This is a genomic window from Salinivibrio sp. IB282 (assembly GCF_001995685.1).
Lineage (GTDB): Bacteria > Pseudomonadota > Gammaproteobacteria > Enterobacterales > Vibrionaceae > Salinivibrio > Salinivibrio kushneri.
This window is the reverse complement of the sequence record NZ_MUET01000054.1, coordinates 1-20,592: the sequence shown is the minus strand read 5'-3', so window position 1 is coordinate 20,592 and position 20,592 is coordinate 1. Positions and strand designations below refer to the sequence as shown.

The following is a 20,592-nucleotide window of genomic DNA, read 5'->3' as shown; positions in this document are numbered from 1 at the left end:
GTCGCATAGACCTACTATTACGTGACGATGACAAACCTGACTGCTATATAGAAGTAAAGAGTGTCACATTATTGGAGGAAGACGGCTGGGGAGCGTTTCAGGATGCCGTCTCCACGCGTGGGCAAAAGCACTTGCGTGAATTGATGGCGATGGCAGAGCAAGGACATCGTGCGGTCTTATTATTCGTTGTTTTGCACTCAGGGATTGAAAAAGTCACAGGCGCCCCCCATATCGACCCGGATTATAACCAGTTATTAAATCAGGCGCTGGCGTCAGGGGTAGAAGTGATCTGCTATCAGGCTCAGATGTCGCCGAGTGAGCTAAATCTGGTTAATTCCGTACCTTTTGTTAGTCATAACGCAAAAGTGTAAGCATGTTCACATTGGGCGTTGCGCGGCGTAAATCAAAGATTGCCACCCTAAAGGCTTTCTGCTATAGATAGCGCCCTCATTTGACAGACACGGGTCATGTCAAGGTTTTTTAGGAGAAGCTGAATGCCAGAAAGCAAAGAAAAGAAATCGCTGGGCATCCTGGCCATTGCCGGATTAGAGCCATACCAGGAGAAACCTGGAGAGGAGTATATGGGAGAGGCTCAGCTTGAGCATTTCCGTAAAATCCTCAATGCGTGGCGTAATCAGCTCAGGGAAGAAGTCGACCGCACCATGAATCATATGAAAGATGAGGCGGCCAATTTCCCCGATCCTGTCGATCGTGCAGCACAGGAAGAGGAATTCAACCTAGAGCTGCGTAACCGCGATCGCGAGCGCAAGCTGATTAAGAAGATCGATAAGACATTGCAGCGTATCGAAGATGATGACTTCGGCTTTTGCGACTCGTGTGGTATCGAAATTGGGGTGCGCCGCTTAGAAGCTCGCCCAACAGCAGAGTTGTGTATTGACTGTAAAACACTGGCTGAGCTAAAAGAAAAGCAAATGGCTGGCTAACGCTGGCGCGTTATATTTGCACTCGTTGTTCGCTCGCCGTGGTTGGCAGAGAGAAAGCAGACAGATAAAAGGGAGCCTCGGCTCCCTTTTTGTGTTTTAGGGTGCTTGTGTTAGCGCAAGATCCCCGTACAATTTGCGCTATTCACTCTCGCTGCAGGCGTCGCAACTACTGTCTATGCGCTTATCATGACTTCGCAGACCGCTTATATTGGCCGTTTTGCCCCTTCCCCGTCGGGCCCGCTACACTTTGGCTCATTGGTGGCGGCACTTGGCTCGTATTTAGATGCGCGCGCACACCATGGGCAGTGGCTGGTTCGGATTGAAGATATCGATCCGCCTCGCGAGCAGCCGGGCGCCGCGAGTGACATTTTGCGCACGCTGGAGGCGTTTGGTTTTGCGTGGGACGGAGAGGTGCGTTACCAAAGCCAGCACCTTTCTGATTATCAAGCGCAGATTGACGCTTGGTTAAGCGCTGGGCAGGCGTATTATTGCACCTGTACCCGGCGGCAAATCAAAGAGGCGGGTGGCGTTTACCCAGGTTGGTGTCGTGATAAAGATAAAGGGGCGCAAGCGGCGGCGGTGAGACTAAAAAGTCCTGCCGAGGTACTCGCTTTTCAGGACAGGTTGCATGGTACGCTTGGTCTTGATGCGCATCTGGCCAACGAAGACTTTATTATTAAGCGACGCGACGGCTTGTATGCGTATAATCTTGCGGTGGTACTCGATGATATCGATCAAGGCGTGACCGATATCGTGCGTGGGGCAGATTTGATTATGCCGACAGGGCGCCATATCGCGTTGTACCAACAACTCGGCCAACCCGTGCCCCGTTATTTACACCTGCCTCTGGCTGTCAATGCAGAGGGACATAAGCTTTCTAAGCAAAACCGGGCCCCTGCCATTGATAACCAAGCGCCGCTTCCTGCTTTACGCGCAGCGATGACGTTTCTTGGTTTGCATGGAGTGGCTGAGCAAGAGGTGGAGAGTCCCACCCAATTATTAGACCTGGCGGTTAAGCGTTGGTCGTTGGCACAGATACCGAGAAAAACGGAAGTGACGACAGCATTCTAAAATGGCCCACCCTGATATATTATATGCCGCTGTTTCATGGCCCGAACAATTAAATACGAGGTGAGCTATCTTTAATCGAGTGACCAGCTTTTGCCGTAAGGTTCTGAATCGTGATAGTAAAACACGCGCAATTGAGGATCTTAAGTTGGAAGTTATCCCCCGCAAAGCACATGGCATTTCGCGCAAAGGTATCAGCGAAAATGCGCTGAAAGTGCTTTATCGCCTGCACAAAGCGGGCTTTGAAGCGTACCTCGTTGGTGGCGGTGTGCGAGACCTTTTATTGGGGCGTGAACCCAAAGACTTTGATATTGCCACCGATGCCACCCCAGATGAAGTCAAAAAGCTGTTTCGTAACTGTCGACTCATTGGGCGGCGTTTTCGTCTTGCCCACATCCTATTTGGCCGCGATGTGATTGAGGTGGCCACATTCCGAGGCCACCACGGCAAAGGCGAGAAAGATAAGCAAACGGCTCGCTCAGAAGATGGGATGCTATTGCGTGACAATGTATATGGCACCATCGATGAAGACGCGCAGCGCCGTGACTTTACGGTGAACGGGCTGTATTACAATATCGCCGACTTTTCTATTCGGGATTACGCAGGGGGGCTTGATGATCTCAATAACCGCGTTATCCGCCTGATCGGTGATCCTGAAACGCGCTACCGTGAAGATCCAGTACGGATGTTACGCGCGGTGCGCTTTGCGGTTAAGCTCGATATGACGATTAACAGCGCGACCGCCGCGCCGATTATCGAGCTTGCGCCGTTATTGCAAGATATCCCGGCCGCTCGAATGTTTGAAGAAAGCTTGAAGTTGTTGCAATCCGGTCAAGGGGTCGCGACATATCAAATGTTGCGCGAGTACAATTTATTTCAGCAACTCTTCCCGGCAGTGGCCGCACACTTTACCGAGACACAAACCAGCCAAACAGAGCAAATGCTAGAGCAGGTATTACGCTCAACCGATAAGCGGGTAGTCAACGAACAACGCATTAACCCGGCTTTCTTATTTGCCGCCATGCTTTGGTATCCCTTGGTGACACGGGCGGAAGAAATGGCATTTGAAAGTGGCTTGAGCTACTACGACGCCTTCATGGTGGCCGCCAGTGATATTGTGGATGAGCAAGTGAAGACCATCGCCATTCCGCGGCGCTTCACCGCCATGATACGTGAAGTGTGGCAATTGCAAATGCGCATGACGCGTCGCACCGGGGCGCGTGCGTTTAAAACGTTGGACGAGAAAAAATTCCGTGCCGCGTTTGATTTGCTTGAGATGCGCGGTGCGGTAGAAGGTGAAGAGACAGAAGCGCTGTGTGCGTGGTGGCGAGACTTTCAGCGTGCCGATCAAAGTGGCCGCCAAAAAATGGTGCGTGCGATCAATAAAGCTCATAATACGCGTAAACCCAAGTCTCGTCGGCGTAAACCGCAGTCAAACTCAGACGCATGAATCGGGTATATATCGCCATTGGCAGCAATCTCGGTGATCCTGTAGAAAAAGCCAAACAGGCGGTTGCTGCGTTAAAGTCACTGCCGCAGAGTCATTTTGTGGCAGCGTCAGCCCTTTATACCAGCAAACCCATGGGGCCGGCCGATCAGCCCGATTATGTTAATGCCGTCGCGGCGCTGGACACTCAGCTTGACCCTCTGACACTATTGGATGCAACACAAGCGATTGAGCTTGATTATGGCAGGGAACGCAAAGCAGAGCGTTGGGGACCAAGAACCTTGGACCTTGATATTCTACTCTATGGCAATCGCGTCATCGACGAGCCGCGACTGACGGTGCCACATTATGGCATGAAAGTGCGTGAGTTCGTGCTTTATCCACTTGCCGATATCGCCCCCGACTTGTGCTTGCCTGATGGCAGCACCCTCGCCGCGTGCCTGACGCGCGTTGATCGCAATGGTTTAACCCGTATTTGCGATCACGTTTAATCGGTGGGCCCCAGTTTCAGGCTTTGGGAGACACAATGAAAAAAATCACAATTACCGATCTGATCACTTGGAAGCAGCAAGGACAGAAATTTGCGTCCTTGACTGCCTATGATGCGAGCTTTGCTCAATTGTTTGAGCAGCAGGATGTGCCTGTTTTATTGGTTGGCGATTCGTTAGGCATGGTGCTGCAAGGTAAAAGCGATACCTTGTCGGTATCGGTTGACGAGCTGGCGTACCACACCCGCTGTGTCCGAGCAGGGAGTCCAAATAGTTTGCTAATGGCCGACATGCCATTTATGAGCTGTGCCACCCCTGAGCAAGCCTGCACCAATGCCGCAGCATTGATCAAAGCGGGCGCCAATATGGTCAAAGTCGAGGGCGGATCATGGTTGGTTGATACGGTGAAAATGCTCACCGAGCGCGCCGTGCCGGTTTGTGCGCACTTAGGTCTTACCCCGCAATCGGTGAATATCTTTGGTGGCTTTAAAGTACAAGGCCGTGAGGAAGAAAAAGCCGAGCAAATGGTAGCCGATGCGATCGCGCTAGAAAAAGCCGGCGCGCAGATCATTGTGCTGGAATGCGTTCCCGCTTCACTGGCCAAGCGCATTACTGAAACCGTGTCTGTGCCTGTGATTGGGATTGGCGCGGGCGGTGACACAGATGGTCAAATTTTGGTCATGCATGATATGCTCGGCGTATCGGCAAATTACATGCCTAAGTTCTCGAAAAACTACTTGGCAGAGACCGGTGATGCGCGTGCGGCAGTGGCTAAGTATGTGCAAGAAGTGGCGAGTGGCGAATTTCCCGGTTCCGCCCACACGTTTAAATAGAGAGACCGAGTATGCAGGTAATTTCTGAGGTGGCGCCACTGCGCGATCACATTAATCAGTGGCAAAAAGCGGCCAAGCGCATCGCCTTTGTGCCGACCATGGGGAATCTCCATCAAGGGCATTTAACCTTGGTGCGCAAAGCCCGGGAGCAAGGCGATGTGGTGGTGGTCAGCATTTTTGTTAATCCGATGCAATTTGATCGCGCGGACGACTTAACCAACTACCCGCGTACATTGGATGATGATTTGACCAAGTTGCGTGAGGAGGGCGTGGAGTTGGTGTTTACACCAACGGCCGATACCCTCTATCCACACGGATTGGATGCACACACTAGAGTTGAGGTGCCAGGACTTTCAACCATGTTAGAAGGGGCATCGCGCCCCGGTCATTTCCGTGGTGTCGCCACCGTGGTGAGCAAACTCTTTAATTTGGTGCAGCCGGCGGTGGCCTGTTTTGGCGAAAAAGACTTTCAGCAATTGGCGGTGATCCGCAAATTGGTGGCAGACATGGCTATGTCGATTGAAATTATTGGTGTGCCTACCGTGCGTGAAAGCGATGGGTTGGCGATGAGCTCCCGTAATAACAACCTAACCGTCGATGAGCGTCAACGTGCACCAGTGCTGGCGAAAACCATGCGCTGGATGAGTGCACAAATGCGTAATGGGCGTCGTGATCTCGATGATCTGATTGAAGATGCTCACGATCAACTGCGTGCGGCGGGGTTACAGCCTGATGAATTTTATATTCGTGACGCCACGTCTCTTGCGCAATTGCATGAAAACAGCCGACAAGCGGTGATTCTCGTCGCCGCCTATCTTGGTACGACACGCCTTATTGATAACCTGACGGTGGAGCTGCATCGAGCCGTCGAGAAAGCGGAAAAAGCTGATCCTAGTGGCGATTAATGTGTCGTCGCTTAGCCGTCAGCGTCCATAAAATACGAAATCCGGGTGCGCGGCTTCAGGTATTCTTTTACCGCGTCTGGCAGTTTAGAGATAGGCACAGCCGTGTCTATCTCTAGTTCACTGTCACGCATGTCAATGATGGTGGCTTGATCAGAAGGAATATCCGGGTCATAAATCATCACATTGGGTTTAAGTAGGGCAGAGCTGTTCACCGAGATAATCATGCCGAGATCGTCATTCGACAACTTTACCACCGTTCCTGGCGGATAAACGCCCATCATCTTGACAAATAGTGCCAACAGACGCGGGTTGAATTTGGCTTTATTGTCTTTAAAAAGATGAGACAAGGCGGCAAAAGGCATCCGTGCGGATGCGCCAAACTGAGGACGACATAAGCGGTCAAAAAAGTTCACCATACTGACAATCTGCGCCGCTTCGTCGATGTCATCACCCAATAGGCCTTTGGGGAAGCCACTGCCGTTAGCAAACTCGTGGTGCTGGGCAATGATGGTTTCGACTTCAGGGGTACACTCTTCCATTTCTGCTACCAGCTCCGCCCCATAATTAACATGTTGACGGTAGTAATTCATTTCCGGCTCTGTCAGTCGCTCCTTTTTTCGCACGATGGCCGACGGCACCTTCTTGGTACCGATATCATGCAGCACTGCGCCGGTGATCAGCGAGCGAAGCTGGTCATTGTCGTACCCGTTACTGCGTGCCAACATCAGCGCGAGAACGGCCACATTCAGTGAGTGCGCATACATGTCTTCTGCCAAACTCGGATCGTCCATCAGGTGCAGGGTGACATTCGACTCGCTACCAAAGACCATCATGCTATCGACGAGCATGCGGACATCCTCGTTCGCCGCTTGAGGACGGTTGGCCGCTTTCATATTGATCGCCCGCAGTTGTGCCATTGAACGTTGATAGTGCTTCTGCACTTTTTGAATGCGTGCACGAAAGCGGCGTTGCTCTTCTATTCGCTGTTGTTTTTCCTGCTCCATCGCCGCTTTTTCTCGGCTGACTGCATGTGGATCGACTTCATCCGGGTTTTCTTTTTTTTCTGTCAGCGCGGGTAAGGGGACCGTCGTACTTTTATCTGGGTAGTAGTAGACAAAGCTTGTTGGGAGCGAGCGTATTACCTTCGCTTGTGCCTCGCTTTCTATTTGAAAACGATTAAGCATAAACGGATGATCGCGCCATTTTAGCGGCAGTTTGATATAAAGACCGGCTTGAAGTCGCTCTGTTGAGAGTTTAATGCTATTGGCTGACATGCGTTAATGACACTCGATCCATGAGGTAAAAGACAAGAATAACCCTCAACAGACTACCATAAACAGGCGCTATTGAGTAAAAAGCCTAATCGCTATCGCACTGAACGAAAATTGACTTAAAGGGTAGCAAAAAGTGTCAGAGTAGGGGGGATTCGCTGTCGCAGTAAGGTGCGGCCTGCAAGGTGCGGCCTGCAAGGTGCGGCCTGCAAGGTGCGGCCTGCAAGGTGCGGCCTGCAAGGTGCGGCCTGCAAGGTGCGGCCTGCAAGGTGCGGCCTGCAAGGTGCGGCCTGCAAGGTCACCGACACGGTGTCGGCATAAAAAAATCCCCACTCGTTTGAGCAGGGATTTTTCTTAAATATGGTGCCCGGAGGCGGAATCGAACCACCGACACGGGGATTTTCAATCCCCTGCTCTACCGACTGAGCTATCCGGGCTAAGGTGCTCTATTTAATAGCATTAACCTAAGAATGTCAAAGTCTATTTAACTGACGCATTCCATGGSTATAAACCTGAATTCCTGCCTGGCATATCGATTTTTTGTGATCTTATTCATTAATTTGCATTGACAAAAAGCCACATAAAGGTGTCTTTGCTTTGTCATTTATCCCACCTGATTTTCTTATCTTATTGTTTTTTAATTTTTATTTTTGATGGTGCTGATTCATAAACAAGGCATTGACCAAAACCTCCTCAGCAAAAATAAGGCCTTATATAAGTTGTTCGATTGATTATTGCTACACTTATTCAACAAGCCAATGAGATGTCTTTTTTGACAACCGTTTAGGGCGGTTCAGCCATGCAAATAGAACTCGGAGAATCTCTCGACGTTTCTCACGTACAGCAAGCCAAAGCGGACTGGGAGGCGAAAGTCGCGGACGCCTCTTCATGTGTGATTGACGCGAGCCAACTGASCCGAATCGATGGTGCTGGCCTGCAGTTGTTATTGGCGTGGGTACTGACTTGTGATGATGTTGAGTGGTTGAACGTCCCTGACTGCCTGTTTATCTCAGCGCAACAGACTGGCATGACCACCTTATTGAAACTACATAGTTGATCGACGGAGTTGGAGTAAGAGGATGGCAAATATACTCGCAGCGGATGATTCGGTATCCATTCGGCAAATGGTGAGCCACACATTAAAGGAGGCAGGTTATCACGTTGAGACGGCCAACGACGGGGCCGATGCATTGCGAAAAGCAAAGTCTAAAACGTTTGATTTGATCATCTCCGACGTCAATATGCCAGTAATGGATGGCATTGAATTTGTTAAACAAGTGAGAGAGGTGCAGCAATATAAGTTTACGCCTATCTTGATGCTGACCACCGAAGGCTCTGCTGAGAAAAAGTCGGCGGGGAAGGCGGTGGGCGCGACTGGATGGATCGTCAAACCCTTTAATCCCGATACCTTATTGAAAACACTCAAGCGTGTGCTGTAAGGCACATCAACGGAGGGGGATATGGCCATGGATATGGATCAATTGCGACGCATTTTCTACGAGGAATGTCGCGAGAACCTTGAAGTGCTCGAAAGAGGCCTGCTCGCACTCGACCTCGGTGCAGCAAATTTTGAATCCATGAATACCATTTTCCGTGCCGCGCACTCGATTAAAGGTGGCGCGGCGACTTTTAATCTTGATGATATCAGCCGCTTCACCCATGTGATGGAAACCTTGCTTGATGAGGCACGCGAGGGCAACCGACAACTCGATAGGCAAACCATTGATATTCTTCTGCGTGGTGTGGATTGCATTCTCGCGATGCTTGAGGCTTACGAAAATGACGCTGAGTACGACAAAAGCGAACCCGATGCAGTCAATGCCGCCCTCAATGCGATCATGGATAGTGATGATTCTGCCTCTTCCTCATCAAGCGATCTCTCCTCGGCGCCGTTGTCGACTGACCTGGCCCCGCAAGAGCCGGCCGGCTCAGATATCGAAAAGTGGGCAATCTGCTTTGTGCCGGATCCAGCGATGTTATTTTCAGGCAATGATCCTGTGCGGATTTTGCGTGAGTTACATGCATTACCTGGTGGGGCGGAGGTTCGTTGTGACCCTACCCACCTACCAAACTTTGCGCAGCTAGACCCAGAAAAGCTGTATTTACGGTGGGATATTCAGGTTGATGGTCATGTCCCACGCGATGAAATCGAAGCGATTTTCGAATGGGTTGAAGACGAATGCGATCTCACCATTAACCCCATTCATCGTAGCGTGCCCAGTGATATGGATACCGCGTCTACTGCGGCGGAAGCGCCTGTCACTGAGCCACAAACGTCGGAAAATGCCTCATCTTCCGAGCCAACCCCCGCTGTCAAGAAAGCTAACAAACCCGCGGTGAAAAGTGATGCCAGTGTCTCCTCGATCCGCGTGGACATCGATAAAGTCGATAACCTAATCAACCTCGTGGGCGAGCTAGTGATTACGCAGTCGATGCTGGCAGAGTTAAGTAGTGACTTCTCCCCTGAGCGGCTTGAGCAATTGCAATCTGGCCTTGAGCAACTGATGCTCAATACCAAAGAGCTGCAAGAAAGCGTGCTCAATATCCGTATGTTGCCCATCAGTTTTGCTTTTAACCGCTTCCCTCGCTTGATTCGCGACCTATCCTTGCAATTGGGAAAGCGAGTGGAGTTGGTGATTGAGGGAGAGAATACCGAGCTAGATAAAACCGTGCTTGAGCGCATTTCTGATCCGCTGGTTCACTTGGTTCGCAACGCGGTTGATCATGGCTTAGAAACCCCGGCAGTACGCGTGGAAAAAGGCAAGCCAGAAACTGGGATGGTGCATCTGAATGCTTATCACCAAGGTGGCTCGATTGTCATTGAAGTCAGTGACGATGGCTCAGGTCTAGATAAAGAAAGGGTTTGGCGAAAAGCACTTGATAAAGGGCTGATTTCTGATGATATCCCGCTCTGTGAATTGACGGATAGCCATGTATTTAACCTGGTTTTTTCCCCAGGCTTTTCAACCGTAGAACAGGTGTCTGATGTTTCTGGACGTGGGGTGGGCATGGATGTGGTACGGCGCAATATCGAGCAGTTAGGTGGCAATATTGATGTGCACTCAACGGTAGATCAAGGCTGTTCCTTCAAAATCAGCTTGCCGCTGACACTGGCGATTTTGGACGGTCAACTGGTGAAAATCGCTGAAGAAGTCTACGTAGTGCCTTTGATTTCTATCATTGAATCGCTTCAGGTGGATAGTCGCCAAATTAAGACCGCATCCGGTGTGCAGCTCTATCGCTTGAGAGAAGAAAATATTCCCATTCTTCGACTCAAAGAAGAGTTTGGCTTGGGCAGCACTGACGATGATCTCGATAAACAACTGCTGTGTTTGGTGGAAGCGGGAGATAAAAAGGTCGGTCTGTTACTTGATGATCTACTTGGTCAGCAGCAAGTGGTGATTAAAAGCTTGGAGTCCAATTACGCTCGCGTACCGGGTATTTCTGGCGCGACCATTTTAGGCGATGGCTCTGTATCTCTCATCTTAGATATTCAAGGCTTGATCACGCAGTTTTTAGCCCGTGTCAGTGATGCGAGCGGCCATATTGCCGCGGCATAAGGAGATGATATGCAGACGGGAGTGGAATCAGACACTGTGCTTGATATTGATGACCGTGTTGAGCAACTGCAAGGCAGTGATTATCTAAGCTTCGAACTCGATGGCGAGCTGTATGGCGTGGACATTCAAATGGTGGAAGAGATCCGTGTTTGGTCGCCTCCCACGCTTATCCCACGCTCACCGGCATTTATTCTTGGCGTGATCAACTTGCGTGGGATGATCGTGCCGGTGATGGATCTACGCATCCGCTTTCAAGCCTCTCAAGTGGACTATCATCGAGAGACGGTGGTGCTGATTCTGCGAGCCAGCGAGATGGCCAATGGCAAAATTATGGGCGTCGTGGTTGATGCCGTCTCGGATGTGGTTGACCAAGGGGAGGGACAAATTATGCCTCCACTCGGTGATTCTCAAGTGATTGCTTATGTCAGCGGCTTACTCAATGTTGGCGAACGGGTGATGTCATTGGTGAATGTTGATGAGCTGTTGCGTATCGAGCGATGGATATAGGAGAGAGCATGACGCAATCGCGAGAATACTTAAGTTTCTTACTCGAAGATGAAGAATACGGCGTCCATATACTCGATGTGAAAGAAGTAAGAGGGTGGTCGGACGTTCGCCGTATCCCTAACACCCTGCCGCATATGTTAGGGGTGCTGGAGCGACGGGGAGAATACATTCCGATTATGGATATTCGTCAGTGCTTTGACATGCCCCCCGCAACGATCAGCGCCACGAGCGTCATTATTATCGTGCGTAGCCAACAAGGGGTGTCGCTTGGCATCGTGGTGGATGCGGTAGCAGAAGTACACAATTTGGAAGAGCAGCAAATTAAGGATCCTCCGGGGCTTCATCATCAGGATGAGTGGTATATGGAAGGCATTGCGGCGGTGAATGACAGACACCTGGTATTAATTAATTTGGAGCAGTTGTTCGACTTTGATCAGTTACAACAAAGCGCACAACCAGAAAGTGCAAACGAGGACTAGAATATGGCGTGGTTTAAAAGGGAAGCAAAGCAAGACAACCAACAGACCAAACAGAATGTGCAGCTTCTCGCGGCACTGAATGTCTCGCCTGCTGCACTTGTGATGCTTGATAGTCAGCAGCACGTCACCTTAATTAATCGACGTGCGCTGCAACTGTTGCAATGTTACCAGGCTGCGATTCGCGAACGTGGCAACGAGGATTTTATCGCGAAAAGTGAGGTACTCGTTGGTCAACCCATGAGCCGCATACTCGCGACTGACTTAGTCGACTACCAACAGTGGCAGCCGCTTATCGACGACAAACCATCAGTCCAAACCATCGAGTTAGGCGTGGGTAAGTTGCGGGTGTCTGCCAGTAAAGTCGCTGATGGAGACGGCTACAGTGTTGAGCTGTGTGATGTGACGGCACGTGCCCACCAAACCGAAGAACATAAACGCCTTAAAGCAGCGCTGGACCATACCCACAGTGCCTTTGTCTTACTCGGAGCACACGGTGAGATCACGCATGTGAATGAGCAGGCAGTGACATTGTGCAAACAGTATGAGAAAGCCTTCTGCGCGAAAAATAGTGCCTTTGCCGCCAGCCGTGACGACATTCTTGGCAAATACATTGACTACTTATTCCCTCAACTGCAGCGCGAAACCTTTCTGAATCCTGAGAAAATGCCCATTAACCGGGATATCCGCCTTAAAGAGGCGCGTTTTGAGTTTCATGCTACCGCCAACTACGACCGTCATGGAAAGCATATCGGCACGACGATTGAGTGGCGTGATGTCACGATAAAGCGCAAAAAAGAGTCAGAGCACTCGTTGCTTGCTGCCATTGTGGAAGGAATGACCACCAATGTCATGCTGGCCGATAAAGACGGCATTATTCGTTACCTCAATCCGGCTGTGACCAAATTATTCAAAAGTCGTGAGAGTGAAATGCGTGAAATCTTCCCCAACTTCTCAGTGGATAAGCTGGTGGGGTCCAGTATTGATCAATTCCATAAAAATCCTGCGCACCAACAGTCTGTGATTGCCAACCCTGACTGTATGCCTTACCGAGCGGAAATTACGGTGGGGAAACTCGAATTTGCGCTGAGTTGTATTGCGCTTTATGACGATGATGGCGAATACATCGGGCCAGGGTTGCAATGGGAAGATATTACTGAGCAGCTGGATGGTCAGCGCCAGGTTGAGCGACTGATTGCGAGTGCTGCGGAAGGCAACCTCACTGCAAGAATGAACACTAGTCAATACCGTGGCTCTATGGCGAAACTCGGCAACGGTATCAATCAATTATTGGATAGCTTTATTGATCCGGTGAACGAGTCTATTCGCGTCATGCAGGGCGTATCTAAAGGCGACCTGAAAATGACCATGTCGGAAGACTACAAAGGCGACTTTGACGTTCTCAGCCGAGCGATTAATACCTCGATCAACAATGTTCGTAATATGGTTGAAAAGATCACGCACTCGTCGGCAAGGGTGGCGTCAGCGTCAGCCGAAATTGCTGAGGGTAATAATGATCTCAGTGAGCGCACCGAAGAGCAGGCAGCTAACTTACAAGAAACTGCGGCGAGCATGGAGCAAATGACCGCGACGGTGAAGCAAAATGCCGAGAGCGCATCATCGGCGAATTTGGCGTCGAGTAAGGCCAGTGAAAAAGCGAGCAAGGGCGGTGATGTAGTCAAAGAAACCATTGAAGCGATGGCGGAAATCAATGATGCCAGCAAGAAAATTGCCGATATTATTGGGGTGATTGATGAAATCGCCTTCCAGACCAATTTGCTTGCCTTGAATGCGGCGGTGGAAGCGGCGCGTGCGGGGGAGCAAGGACGTGGCTTTGCCGTTGTGGCGGGTGAAGTGCGTAGCTTGGCACAACGCAGTGCGGGCGCAGCGAAAGAGATCAAAGACTTAATCAAGGACAGTGTGGAAAAAGTCGCGCAAGGCTCGAAGCTGGTGGATGATTCAGGCGCGATGCTTGGAGAGATTGTCGCCTCTGTGTCTGAGGTCTCTCAGCTCATTGATAGGATCAATGTGGCAAGTCAAGAGCAAGCCACAGGTATTGATGAAATCACCCGTTCCGTGGCTCGGATGGATCAAATGACGCAACAAAACGCGGCCTTAGTCGAAGAGGCTGCAGCTTCTAGTCAGGCGATGCGGGAAGAAGGTGCCGAGTTAATCAACCTGGTTGGTTTCTTTCAAGTTGACATCGATGCTGAAAAGTTAGCGGATCTTCATCCTCCTCACACTCAACGTAAAAGCGCGCCCAAGCACGCCAATAAAGCCGTTTCCAAGGCAAGAGGGAAACATTACCGCAATGGAGAAGCCGCCTACGAGCCTCGCCAAGTGAGCAGTCATCAAAGGCCTTCGAGTGATGAGGTCAGCGATGAGTGGGAGGAATTTTAACCATGACTGCGCCAGTGAATGCGTCATCTGGTGCTTACGATTTTAGTCAGCGTCATTTTAAATATGTACAAGTGTTTATGGCGAATGAGACGGGAATTTTTCTTACGGATAAAAAGAAAAATATGGTGTATGGCCGTCTGGTGCGTTGCCTACGTAGAACAGGCATGGCGACATTTGATGACTATTTCACGTTGGTTGAGCAGAGTAAAGACGAGCGAGTCGCGTTTGTTAATGCACTGACCACCAATAAAACCCAGTTTTTTCGTGAGCGCCACCATTTCGAGTTTTTAGCCCGCGAATTGATCCCCTATTGGCGAGCGGCTAAGCAAAAGCGTATTCGGATTTGGTCTGCGGGCTGCTCGACGGGGGAAGAGCCTTACACCATTGCCGCTGTACTTGCAGGGCATGGGTTGTTAGAGAGGCAATGGGATGTACAAATCCTCGCCACTGATTTAGACACCCATGTACTCAATACGGCTCGCAAAGGCTTTTACAGTTTGGATGCTGTCCACTCGATTCCAGAAATTTATTTGCAAAACGGGTTCTTAAAAGGAAAAGGCGTCAAGAAAGATCTATTCAAGGCCAAGCGCCAGCTTCGGGATGCGATCCGTTTCGAGCCACTTAACCTGAAAGGAGAGTGGCCTCATAAGCAAGCGATGGATGCGATTTTTTGTCGTAACGTGATGATTTATTTTGATCGCGCCACACAGCAACGGCTGCTTGAGCGGTTCTGGCACCAGTTAGTACCGGCGGGGKTACTTTTTATCGGCCATTCTGAAGGACTCGGAAAGATGGCGGAGAAGTTCGATAATTTAGGTCACACCATATACCGTAAACGGGAGTGATATGCGCCAAGCCCTGGAATTACACCGGCATGCTCAAGAGAAAACACTCACCCGTTTTTTTAGTCCTGAGCACGACAAGCACATGGTGAAGCTACAACCGGGCGATGTTTATGTCAGCGCTAATGATGAGTTGATTGCCACTGGCTTGGGCTCATGCATTGCTGCGTGTATTTGGGATCCCGAGTCCCAAGTGGGCGGTATGAACCATTTTATGTTGCCTCTTAAGTGCGAAGAGGCAGAGAGTGCTTGGACAGCGGAGCCGTATTTGTCTCATGCTGCCCGTTACGGTAATTACGCCATGGAAATACTGATTAATTCTTTGCTTCAACAAGGGGCGGTAAAAAGTCGGCTAAGAGTGAAGTTATTCGGTGGTGGTAACATTATGAGGCAAAATATTGCCATTGGCCGCAAAAATATCGACTTTGTTCGTCAATATGTCACCAATGAGCAGCTTCTTTTGGTGTCGGAAGATCTTGGACAGGTCTTTCCGCGCCAAGTGCTCTTCGATCCTCGCACGGGTAAGGCTTGGGTGAAGAAAATCCAGTCACTGAGTCAGCAATTGGTGGCGGAAGAGAACCAGTACAATCAGCGCTTGCTGCGAGAGTCTTATAAGGATGGCACCGATGAGCAAGACGTGGAGCTATTCTGATGAGCCCATATCGTTACAAAGTATTGGTGGTTGATGATTCTTTGCTCTATCGCACCCTAATCAGGGAATGCTTAGACAGTGACAGCGAGTTAGAGGTCGTTGGCTTGGCTGCCGACCCTTACGAGGCGCGTGAAAAAATAAAAAAGTTTAACCCGGATGTGATCACGCTCGATGTTGAAATGCCCAAAATGGATGGCATCCAGTTTCTTAAAAACCTGATGCGTTTACGACCGATGCCAGTGATCATGGTGTCGACCCTGACCCAGCATGGCGCAGATGTCACCCTGACAGCACTGGAGGTTGGGGCGGTGGATTATGTACCAAAACCATCATTGAATCTTGCCACTGCCATGATCCGTGAGCGTGAGGAGCTGATCAGCAAAGTGAAGATGGCGGCGCAGGCGAGTGTTGGCCACACAAACCTTTGGAATAAACCGCCGAACGTCACCATCGACCGTCAGCATTTCAACCGTAGTGGCTATCAAGTGATTGGGCTAGGGGCATCGACGGGCGGGACAGAGGCACTACGTGGTATCCTCGAGCGCTTACCCAAGCACATGCCACCTATTGTGGTCACACAGCATATCAAAGCAGCGTTTTGTGGCCCTTTTGCCGAGCGATTAGACCGCGTATGTCGATTGCAAGTTGAAGCCGTCACATCGGACACAGTGCTGTTGGCGCAAGGGCGCGTGTATGTCGCGCCTGGCGATCGACACCTCACCGTGGTCAACCGGCAAGGACATTTGTACTGTCAGCTCTCCGATAGTGCTCCCGTTGAGCGCCATCGCCCTTCCGTGGATGTGATGTTTTCATCCATCGCAGGTTCTGTCGGCAGACAGTCGATTGGCGTGATATTGACCGGAATGGGAAGAGATGGCGCCACTGGGCTATTGAAAATGCGCCAAGCGGGGGCGCTGACTGCCGCGCAAGACCAAGCCAGCTCTGTAATATGGGGAATGCCTCGCGTGGCAATTGAACGAGGGGGAGCGGCAAAGACCCTGTGTTTAACGGAAGTCGCGAATTTTTTAGTAGAGGCCATTTATGGGGACTAAGTGCGTTATCGCGACTTAGAGTGTGGGCGAGTAATACGGCATGGCGATAGTCAAACAAAAAAAACGCTAACCTTTCGGCTAGCGTTTCTTTAAAAGTGGCTCCCCCAACTGGACTCGAACCAGTGACATACGGATTAACAGTCCGGCGTTCTACCAACTGAACTATGGGGGAATAATGGTGCCTCGAGGCGGAATCGAACCACCGACACGGGGATTTTCAATCCCCTGCTCTACCAACTGAGCTATCGAGGCAATGGTGCCGGCTGCCGGAGTCGAACTGGCGACCTACTGATTACAAGTCAGTTGCTCTACCAACTGAGCTAAGCCGGCACACAAATCGCGAAATACTGTGTGTCACACCATTATTTCATTATATGGTGCCCGGAGGCGGAATCGAACCACCGACACGGGGATTTTCAATCCCCTGCTCTACCGACTGAGCTATCCGGGCCAACGGGGCGCTATTAAACGGATTTTCCGTCTCACCGTCAACTGTTTTTTTGAAAAAAGTGCTGATATCGCATTGTTTGAATAAAAACCCAGCGAAGTGCGACAAAAACAGGCAAAAATCGGCGCTGACCACCCTTTATTGGGGGAGTTTAGAAAACGCTTTTTGATAGCGGGTGACCTTTTGTAAGTAGCGCCGTGACTCCGAAGAAGGATGGCGATGGGTCAGTGCCCAATAGACTTGGTTCGGGCGCAGCTTGTTTAAATCCTGCATGGCCCGACGTCTATTCGTATCAAATGTGCGCAGCACATTGCCTGTCCCGCCGTTATAGGCTGAAATCATGCTGTAGTGCAGAGACAGTGGATCGCGCACCGCTTTAAGGTAGCGGTTTTTGAGAATATAAAAATAGGCGGTGCCTGTATCTATATTCCTCTCTGGATCAAAAAGATACTTGGGGGTGGGTTGGCCACTGCGTTTTTTGACTAATTTGAACACATCACGTCCGGCCGTCTTGGGTACCACTTGCATTAGGCCATAGGCATTGGCCCAGCTCACCGCATAAGGGTTAAAACTGCTTTCGGTTTTGATGATCGCATAAATCAGCTTTTCCGAGATGCCATAACGCTTGGACGCACGGCGGACGATATCGGCATATTGATAGCTGCGCTTGGCGGCATGATCCTTGACCATGGGAATGGTGACGTAATACATGTTTTGAAAACGTACTCTTTTCTTTTTTAAGCGCTTATCAATCAGGTAATTCGCAAAGCGATTGGCGCGCCACTCCCAAGTAATGGTTTTTCCTTCATGATCCACCACTTGGCCTTCGAGAAACGGACGCCCATTGAGTGGTACTTTCGCCGCAGAATAGAGATCGACGGAGGCCGGATCTCTTGGCGTAAGCAAGGTGGTGACAATGGCTTGTTTGAGGTGGGACTTCGGTGCATCGGTGGCGACGGTTTCCACGCGGATAACGCCGCGTTCAAAATCAATGCGCGCCCGGCTTTTGTAATTGTCTGTGTATTTGACGTAATCCCGTTTGCCTGATACGAACACTTGGTTTTCGCCCCAGCGCACCTCAATGTTGCCGGTAAATTGGCTAATCAGTTGATTAAGGGCGTCGATGTCTTTTTCGAACTGGCCGGGGATGGGCGCTAGATTTTTGGCAAATCGATTAGTGGTTTGATAATCCACGCCCACATATTTTTCTACGCTTTCGCGGCTACAACCGGACAGCAAGGTGCTAAAGCAGCACACCAACAAGCAAAGTATTCGCGTCATCGTTTATTGCATTAGTATAAAAAACACCCGCACTGAGACTAACACAATGCGGGTGTTTTGTAGCCTTGACGATGCCCGAGTGTGGGCGGGACCGCGTTAATTAGGCCTCGGGTGGCACATAGCCGTCGATGTGCACATCTTGGCCTTCGAATAAAAACTTGACCATTTCTTCTTCGATCACCTTGCGGTGCTCAGGATCCATCATGTTGAGTTTCTTCTCGTTGATGAGCATGGTCTGTTTTTTCTGCCACTCAGCCCAGGCTTCTTTGGAAATGTTGTCATAAATGCGTTTGCCCAGCTCGCCGGGATAAAGCTGGAAATCTAGCCCGTCGGCTTCTTTTTGTAGACGTTGGCAAAATACGGTACGGCTCATAATCTAGGCTCCTTGTCATCGCCTGTGAGGTGTTGTTGGCGCTCGTGTTCTAATAAGGTTAACAGCTTTTTCACGGGTGCGGCTAACCCAACTTTTGCTGGTTGCGACAAGTTATACCAAAGCCCTTGGTTCGCTTCCATGATGATTTGCGGTCGCTGATTCACACACACCTTGACGGGGACAATGTCTAGGTGGAAGTGGCTAAATGTGTGTCTAAACGCGGTGAGCACCTCAGTGTGAGTCGGTTTGACCCCTTGTAATTTGTCGGCAATATCGACATCAAGTGTCTGCTCTGATGCTTCCGGTAAGCACCATAGCCCGCCCCATAGCCCACTGGGCGGACGCTGTTCTAACCAGATATCGTCTTGATATTGAATGAGTAAAAAGCTGACTTGCTTTACGGGCAGAGTTTTTTTGGGCTTTTTACCGGGAAAATCAAGCTGACGGCCTTGCGCGCGCGCTTCACAGCGGTCTGCGACCGGGCAAAGCTCGCACTTAGGCTTGCTGCGAGTACACACCATGGCACCCATATCCATCATCGCTTGGTTGTATTTATCGGTATCCGTGGCGGGCGTGAGTGCCTCAGCGATTTCCCAAAGCTTGTTTTCTACCGGCTTTTTTCCCGGCCAGCCCTCGACGGCATAGCAGCGTGCCAAGGTGCGTTTGACGTTGCCATCCAAAATAGGGTGGGGCTGATTAAGCGATAGCGATAGCACTGCGCCGGCAGTTGAGCGCCCGACACCAGGTAGCGCCATGACTTGCTCGAGTGTGGTAGGAAACACGCCGTTGTGCTCGCGGGCGATCACTTGTGCGGCTTTGTGTAGGTTGCGGGCGCGGGCGTAATAGCCAAGTCCTGTCCATAGGTGCAACACTTCGTCTTGTTCGGCATTGGCGAGATCGGTGACTGTTGGAAAGCGCGTCATAAAGCGCTCAAAGTATGGGATCACCGTACTCACTTGGGTTTGCTGCAGCATGATCTCGCTGAGCCAGACCTTATACGGGGTTTTGTTTTGTTGCCAAGGCAGGGTTTTACGGCCATATTGCTCGTACCAGTTTAAAATGGCGTCGGAAAAAGATTGACTCACTGTGCTCTCTCTTATTGTTTTGCTCACACGTGCACAAAGGCAGGTCACAGGGTACACTAACGAGCAGGCACACTAATAGGATCAGTGCGGCCAACTTGCGCAATGGCGAAAACTTTGCATAATGCGCAGTCCGTTTAGATTTCCAACAATCGATGGTCTTTTTCACCACCATCACTAACACTGCATCACAGGCACTCAATCATGACTGAAGTCACTAAAACCGAACTGACCGAGGATGGCAAAGTTATTCGTAAAGTACGCAGCTTTGTGCGTCGCGAAGGCCGTTTAACCAAAGGCCAAGAGCAAGCGCTCAACGAATCTTGGCCGACCATGGGCATTGACTTCGAGGCGAGCGAACTGGACTGGCTGCAGGTGTTTGGCAACGACAATCCGGTGGTGCTGGAAATCGGTTTTGGCATGGGCGCCTCTTTGGTTGAAATGGCAAAAAATGCCCCCGAGAAAAACTTTGTGGGTATTGAAGTCCACACCCCAGGCGTGGGTGCTTGTTTGATGGCCGCGCGCGAAGCCGGTGTCACCAACCTACGTGTGATGTGTCACGATGCGGTTGAGGTGTTTGAGCAAATGCTGCCAAAAGACAGCCTCGACACCGTGCAACTGTTCTTCCCTGATCCTTGGCATAAAAAACGTCACCATAAGCGGCGCATTGTCCAACTACCGTTTGCTGGAATGGTACGTGACAAGCTGAAAGTGGGTGGCGTATTCCACATGGCGACGGACTGGGAAAACTATGCCGAACATATGATTGACGTGATGGAGGCCGCGCCTCACTATCAGAACGTGGCGCAAGAGGGGCTTTATGTCCCACGCCCTGACGATCGTCCTCTGACTAAATTTGAGCAGCGTGGACAGCGCCTTGGCCACGGTGTTTGGGATATCAAATACACGCGCACCGCCTAAAAGACGCGTGTATCACTCAGCATCTGTTACGCACTTAAAGCC

Annotated in this window: 21 protein-coding genes and 5 tRNA genes; 17 read left to right on the top strand and 9 right to left on the bottom strand. The window is 50.5% G+C overall.

Annotation, left to right across the window (positions count from 1 at the left end):
- From BZG14_RS11215 to panC, 7 genes are all read left to right on the top strand, one after another.
- Positions 1-371: DNA/RNA nuclease SfsA (locus BZG14_RS11215; protein WP_198532054.1), on the top strand; the 371-nt coding region annotated here is incomplete at its 5' end.
- A gap of 123 nt (positions 372-494) precedes the next feature.
- Complete coding sequence (gene dksA, locus BZG14_RS11210) at positions 495-944, top strand: RNA polymerase-binding protein DksA (protein WP_046074011.1); 450 nt, start codon at positions 495-497, stop codon at positions 942-944.
- A 186-nt stretch (positions 945-1,130) separates the two neighbouring features.
- Positions 1,131-2,015 carry a tRNA glutamyl-Q(34) synthetase GluQRS gene (gene gluQRS / locus BZG14_RS11205; protein WP_077484302.1) on the top strand — a complete coding sequence of 295 codons (885 nt, stop codon included), beginning with the start codon at positions 1,131-1,133 and terminating at the stop codon, positions 2,013-2,015.
- A 103-nt stretch (positions 2,016-2,118) separates the two neighbouring features.
- Positions 2,119-3,462, top strand: coding sequence for a polynucleotide adenylyltransferase PcnB (gene pcnB, locus BZG14_RS11200; RefSeq protein ID WP_206744420.1), 1,344 nt, complete (start codon positions 2,119-2,121; stop codon positions 3,460-3,462).
- The gene (gene folK / locus BZG14_RS11195) at positions 3,459-3,950 is read left to right on the top strand and encodes a 2-amino-4-hydroxy-6-hydroxymethyldihydropteridine diphosphokinase (RefSeq protein ID WP_077484307.1); all 492 of its coding nucleotides are present in this window, start codon (positions 3,459-3,461) and stop codon (positions 3,948-3,950) included. Before pcnB ends, folK begins: the two co-directional genes overlap by 4 nt.
- A gap of 35 nt (positions 3,951-3,985) precedes the next feature.
- Positions 3,986-4,780 (top strand): 3-methyl-2-oxobutanoate hydroxymethyltransferase, encoded by a 795-nt coding sequence (gene panB / locus BZG14_RS11190; RefSeq protein ID WP_077456537.1) that lies wholly within the window; start codon positions 3,986-3,988, stop codon positions 4,778-4,780.
- An 11-nt stretch (positions 4,781-4,791) separates the two neighbouring features.
- Positions 4,792-5,685, top strand: a complete 894-nt coding sequence (gene panC, locus BZG14_RS11185) for a pantoate--beta-alanine ligase (protein ID WP_077484309.1) — start codon at positions 4,792-4,794, stop codon at positions 5,683-5,685.
- A gap of 11 nt (positions 5,686-5,696) precedes the next feature.
- Here the strand turns inward: panC and BZG14_RS11180 are convergent, their stop codons facing one another.
- Entirely contained in the window at positions 5,697-6,959 is a 1,263-nt protein-coding gene (locus BZG14_RS11180) for an HD-GYP domain-containing protein (protein WP_077484311.1), read from the bottom strand.
- A gap of 358 nt (positions 6,960-7,317) precedes the next feature.
- Positions 7,318-7,393, bottom strand: a tRNA-Phe gene (locus tag BZG14_RS11175).
- A gap of 362 nt (positions 7,394-7,755) precedes the next feature.
- Here BZG14_RS11175 and BZG14_RS11170 point away from each other — a divergent pair.
- Genes BZG14_RS11170 through BZG14_RS11130 form a run of 9 tightly spaced genes read left to right on the top strand, consistent with a single transcriptional unit; the run spans position 7,756 to position 16,445 of the window.
- Complete coding sequence (locus BZG14_RS11170) at positions 7,756-8,013, top strand: STAS domain-containing protein (RefSeq protein ID WP_077608753.1); 258 nt, start codon at positions 7,756-7,758, stop codon at positions 8,011-8,013.
- A gap of 22 nt (positions 8,014-8,035) precedes the next feature.
- The gene (locus BZG14_RS11165; RefSeq protein ID WP_069363402.1) at positions 8,036-8,395 is read left to right on the top strand and encodes a response regulator; all 360 of its coding nucleotides are present in this window, start codon (positions 8,036-8,038) and stop codon (positions 8,393-8,395) included.
- A 21-nt stretch (positions 8,396-8,416) separates the two neighbouring features.
- A complete protein-coding gene (locus BZG14_RS11160; RefSeq protein WP_077484313.1) occupies positions 8,417-10,516 on the top strand; it encodes a chemotaxis protein CheA in 2,100 nt (699 codons plus the stop codon).
- Between the two features lie 9 nt (positions 10,517-10,525).
- Positions 10,526-11,023, top strand: a complete 498-nt coding sequence (locus tag BZG14_RS11155) for a chemotaxis protein CheW (RefSeq protein WP_069363404.1) — start codon at positions 10,526-10,528, stop codon at positions 11,021-11,023.
- Positions 11,024-11,031: 8 nt separating this feature from the next.
- Positions 11,032-11,502, top strand: a complete 471-nt coding sequence (locus BZG14_RS11150; protein WP_077484315.1) for a chemotaxis protein CheW — start codon at positions 11,032-11,034, stop codon at positions 11,500-11,502.
- A gap of 3 nt (positions 11,503-11,505) precedes the next feature.
- Positions 11,506-13,899 carry a methyl-accepting chemotaxis protein gene (locus tag BZG14_RS11145; RefSeq protein ID WP_077484317.1) on the top strand — a complete coding sequence of 798 codons (2,394 nt, stop codon included), beginning with the start codon at positions 11,506-11,508 and terminating at the stop codon, positions 13,897-13,899.
- A 2-nt stretch (positions 13,900-13,901) separates the two neighbouring features.
- The gene (locus tag BZG14_RS11140) at positions 13,902-14,744 is read left to right on the top strand and encodes a CheR family methyltransferase (RefSeq protein WP_077608752.1); all 843 of its coding nucleotides are present in this window, start codon (positions 13,902-13,904) and stop codon (positions 14,742-14,744) included.
- A 1-nt stretch (position 14,745) separates the two neighbouring features.
- Positions 14,746-15,393 (top strand): chemotaxis protein CheD, encoded by a 648-nt coding sequence (locus BZG14_RS11135; protein ID WP_077484321.1) that lies wholly within the window; start codon positions 14,746-14,748, stop codon positions 15,391-15,393.
- Complete coding sequence (locus BZG14_RS11130) at positions 15,393-16,445, top strand: protein-glutamate methylesterase/protein-glutamine glutaminase (protein ID WP_077484323.1); 1,053 nt, start codon at positions 15,393-15,395, stop codon at positions 16,443-16,445. The genes BZG14_RS11135 and BZG14_RS11130 overlap by 1 nt, the downstream gene beginning before the upstream one ends.
- Positions 16,446-16,541: 96 nt before the next feature.
- On the opposite strand, the gene BZG14_RS11125 is transcribed toward BZG14_RS11130, so the two are convergent.
- The 7 genes from BZG14_RS11125 to mutY form a co-directional block, all read right to left on the bottom strand.
- Positions 16,542-16,617: transfer RNA gene (locus BZG14_RS11125), tRNA-Asn, on the bottom strand.
- A gap of 4 nt (positions 16,618-16,621) precedes the next feature.
- Positions 16,622-16,697: transfer RNA gene (locus BZG14_RS11120), tRNA-Phe, on the bottom strand.
- A gap of 2 nt (positions 16,698-16,699) precedes the next feature.
- Positions 16,700-16,775, bottom strand: a tRNA-Thr gene (locus BZG14_RS11115).
- Positions 16,776-16,820: 45 nt separating this feature from the next.
- Positions 16,821-16,896: transfer RNA gene (locus BZG14_RS11110), tRNA-Phe, on the bottom strand.
- Positions 16,897-17,031: 135 nt separating this feature from the next.
- Positions 17,032-18,174 (bottom strand): membrane-bound lytic murein transglycosylase MltC, encoded by a 1,143-nt coding sequence (mltC, locus tag BZG14_RS11105; protein ID WP_077484325.1) that lies wholly within the window; start codon positions 18,172-18,174, stop codon positions 17,032-17,034.
- Between the two features lie 100 nt (positions 18,175-18,274).
- Positions 18,275-18,547, bottom strand: coding sequence for an oxidative damage protection protein (locus BZG14_RS11100; RefSeq protein ID WP_046074030.1), 273 nt, complete (start codon positions 18,545-18,547; stop codon positions 18,275-18,277).
- A complete protein-coding gene (mutY, locus tag BZG14_RS11095; protein WP_077484327.1) occupies positions 18,544-19,632 on the bottom strand; it encodes an A/G-specific adenine glycosylase in 1,089 nt (362 codons plus the stop codon). The genes BZG14_RS11100 and mutY overlap by 4 nt, the downstream gene beginning before the upstream one ends.
- A 201-nt stretch (positions 19,633-19,833) precedes the next feature.
- On the opposite strand from mutY, the gene trmB reads away from it, so the two are divergent.
- Positions 19,834-20,550, top strand: coding sequence for a tRNA (guanosine(46)-N7)-methyltransferase TrmB (gene trmB / locus BZG14_RS11090; RefSeq protein WP_077484329.1), 717 nt, complete (start codon positions 19,834-19,836; stop codon positions 20,548-20,550).
- The last annotated feature ends 42 nt before the right edge of the window (positions 20,551-20,592 follow it).

Excerpts from the sequence above, each read along its gene's own strand:
- BZG14_RS11160 (WP_077484313.1), top strand. The coding sequence starts at position 8,417 with ATGGCCATGGATATGGATCAATTGCGACGCATTTTCTACGAGGAATGT.
- BZG14_RS11130 (WP_077484323.1), top strand. The coding sequence starts at position 15,393 with ATGAGCCCATATCGTTACAAAGTATTGGTGGTTGATGATTCTTTGCTC.
- BZG14_RS11180 (WP_077484311.1), bottom strand. The coding sequence starts at position 6,959 with ATGTCAGCCAATAGCATTAAACTCTCAACAGAGCGACTTCAAGCCGGT.
- BZG14_RS11165 (WP_069363402.1), top strand. The coding sequence starts at position 8,036 with ATGGCAAATATACTCGCAGCGGATGATTCGGTATCCATTCGGCAAATG.
- BZG14_RS11135 (WP_077484321.1), top strand. The coding sequence starts at position 14,746 with ATGCGCCAAGCCCTGGAATTACACCGGCATGCTCAAGAGAAAACACTC.
- mltC (WP_077484325.1), bottom strand. The coding sequence starts at position 18,174 with ATGACGCGAATACTTTGCTTGTTGGTGTGCTGCTTTAGCACCTTGCTG.
- panC (WP_077484309.1), top strand. The coding sequence starts at position 4,792 with ATGCAGGTAATTTCTGAGGTGGCGCCACTGCGCGATCACATTAATCAG.
- panB (WP_077456537.1), top strand. The coding sequence starts at position 3,986 with ATGAAAAAAATCACAATTACCGATCTGATCACTTGGAAGCAGCAAGGA.
- BZG14_RS11155 (WP_069363404.1), top strand. The coding sequence starts at position 10,526 with ATGCAGACGGGAGTGGAATCAGACACTGTGCTTGATATTGATGACCGT.
- folK (WP_077484307.1), top strand. The coding sequence starts at position 3,459 with ATGAATCGGGTATATATCGCCATTGGCAGCAATCTCGGTGATCCTGTA.
- BZG14_RS11100 (WP_046074030.1), bottom strand. The coding sequence starts at position 18,547 with ATGAGCCGTACCGTATTTTGCCAACGTCTACAAAAAGAAGCCGACGGG.
- gluQRS (WP_077484302.1), top strand. The coding sequence starts at position 1,131 with ATGACTTCGCAGACCGCTTATATTGGCCGTTTTGCCCCTTCCCCGTCG.
- dksA (WP_046074011.1), top strand. The coding sequence starts at position 495 with ATGCCAGAAAGCAAAGAAAAGAAATCGCTGGGCATCCTGGCCATTGCC.
- BZG14_RS11150 (WP_077484315.1), top strand. The coding sequence starts at position 11,032 with ATGACGCAATCGCGAGAATACTTAAGTTTCTTACTCGAAGATGAAGAA.
- trmB (WP_077484329.1), top strand. The coding sequence starts at position 19,834 with ATGACTGAAGTCACTAAAACCGAACTGACCGAGGATGGCAAAGTTATT.
- BZG14_RS11145 (WP_077484317.1), top strand. The coding sequence starts at position 11,506 with ATGGCGTGGTTTAAAAGGGAAGCAAAGCAAGACAACCAACAGACCAAA.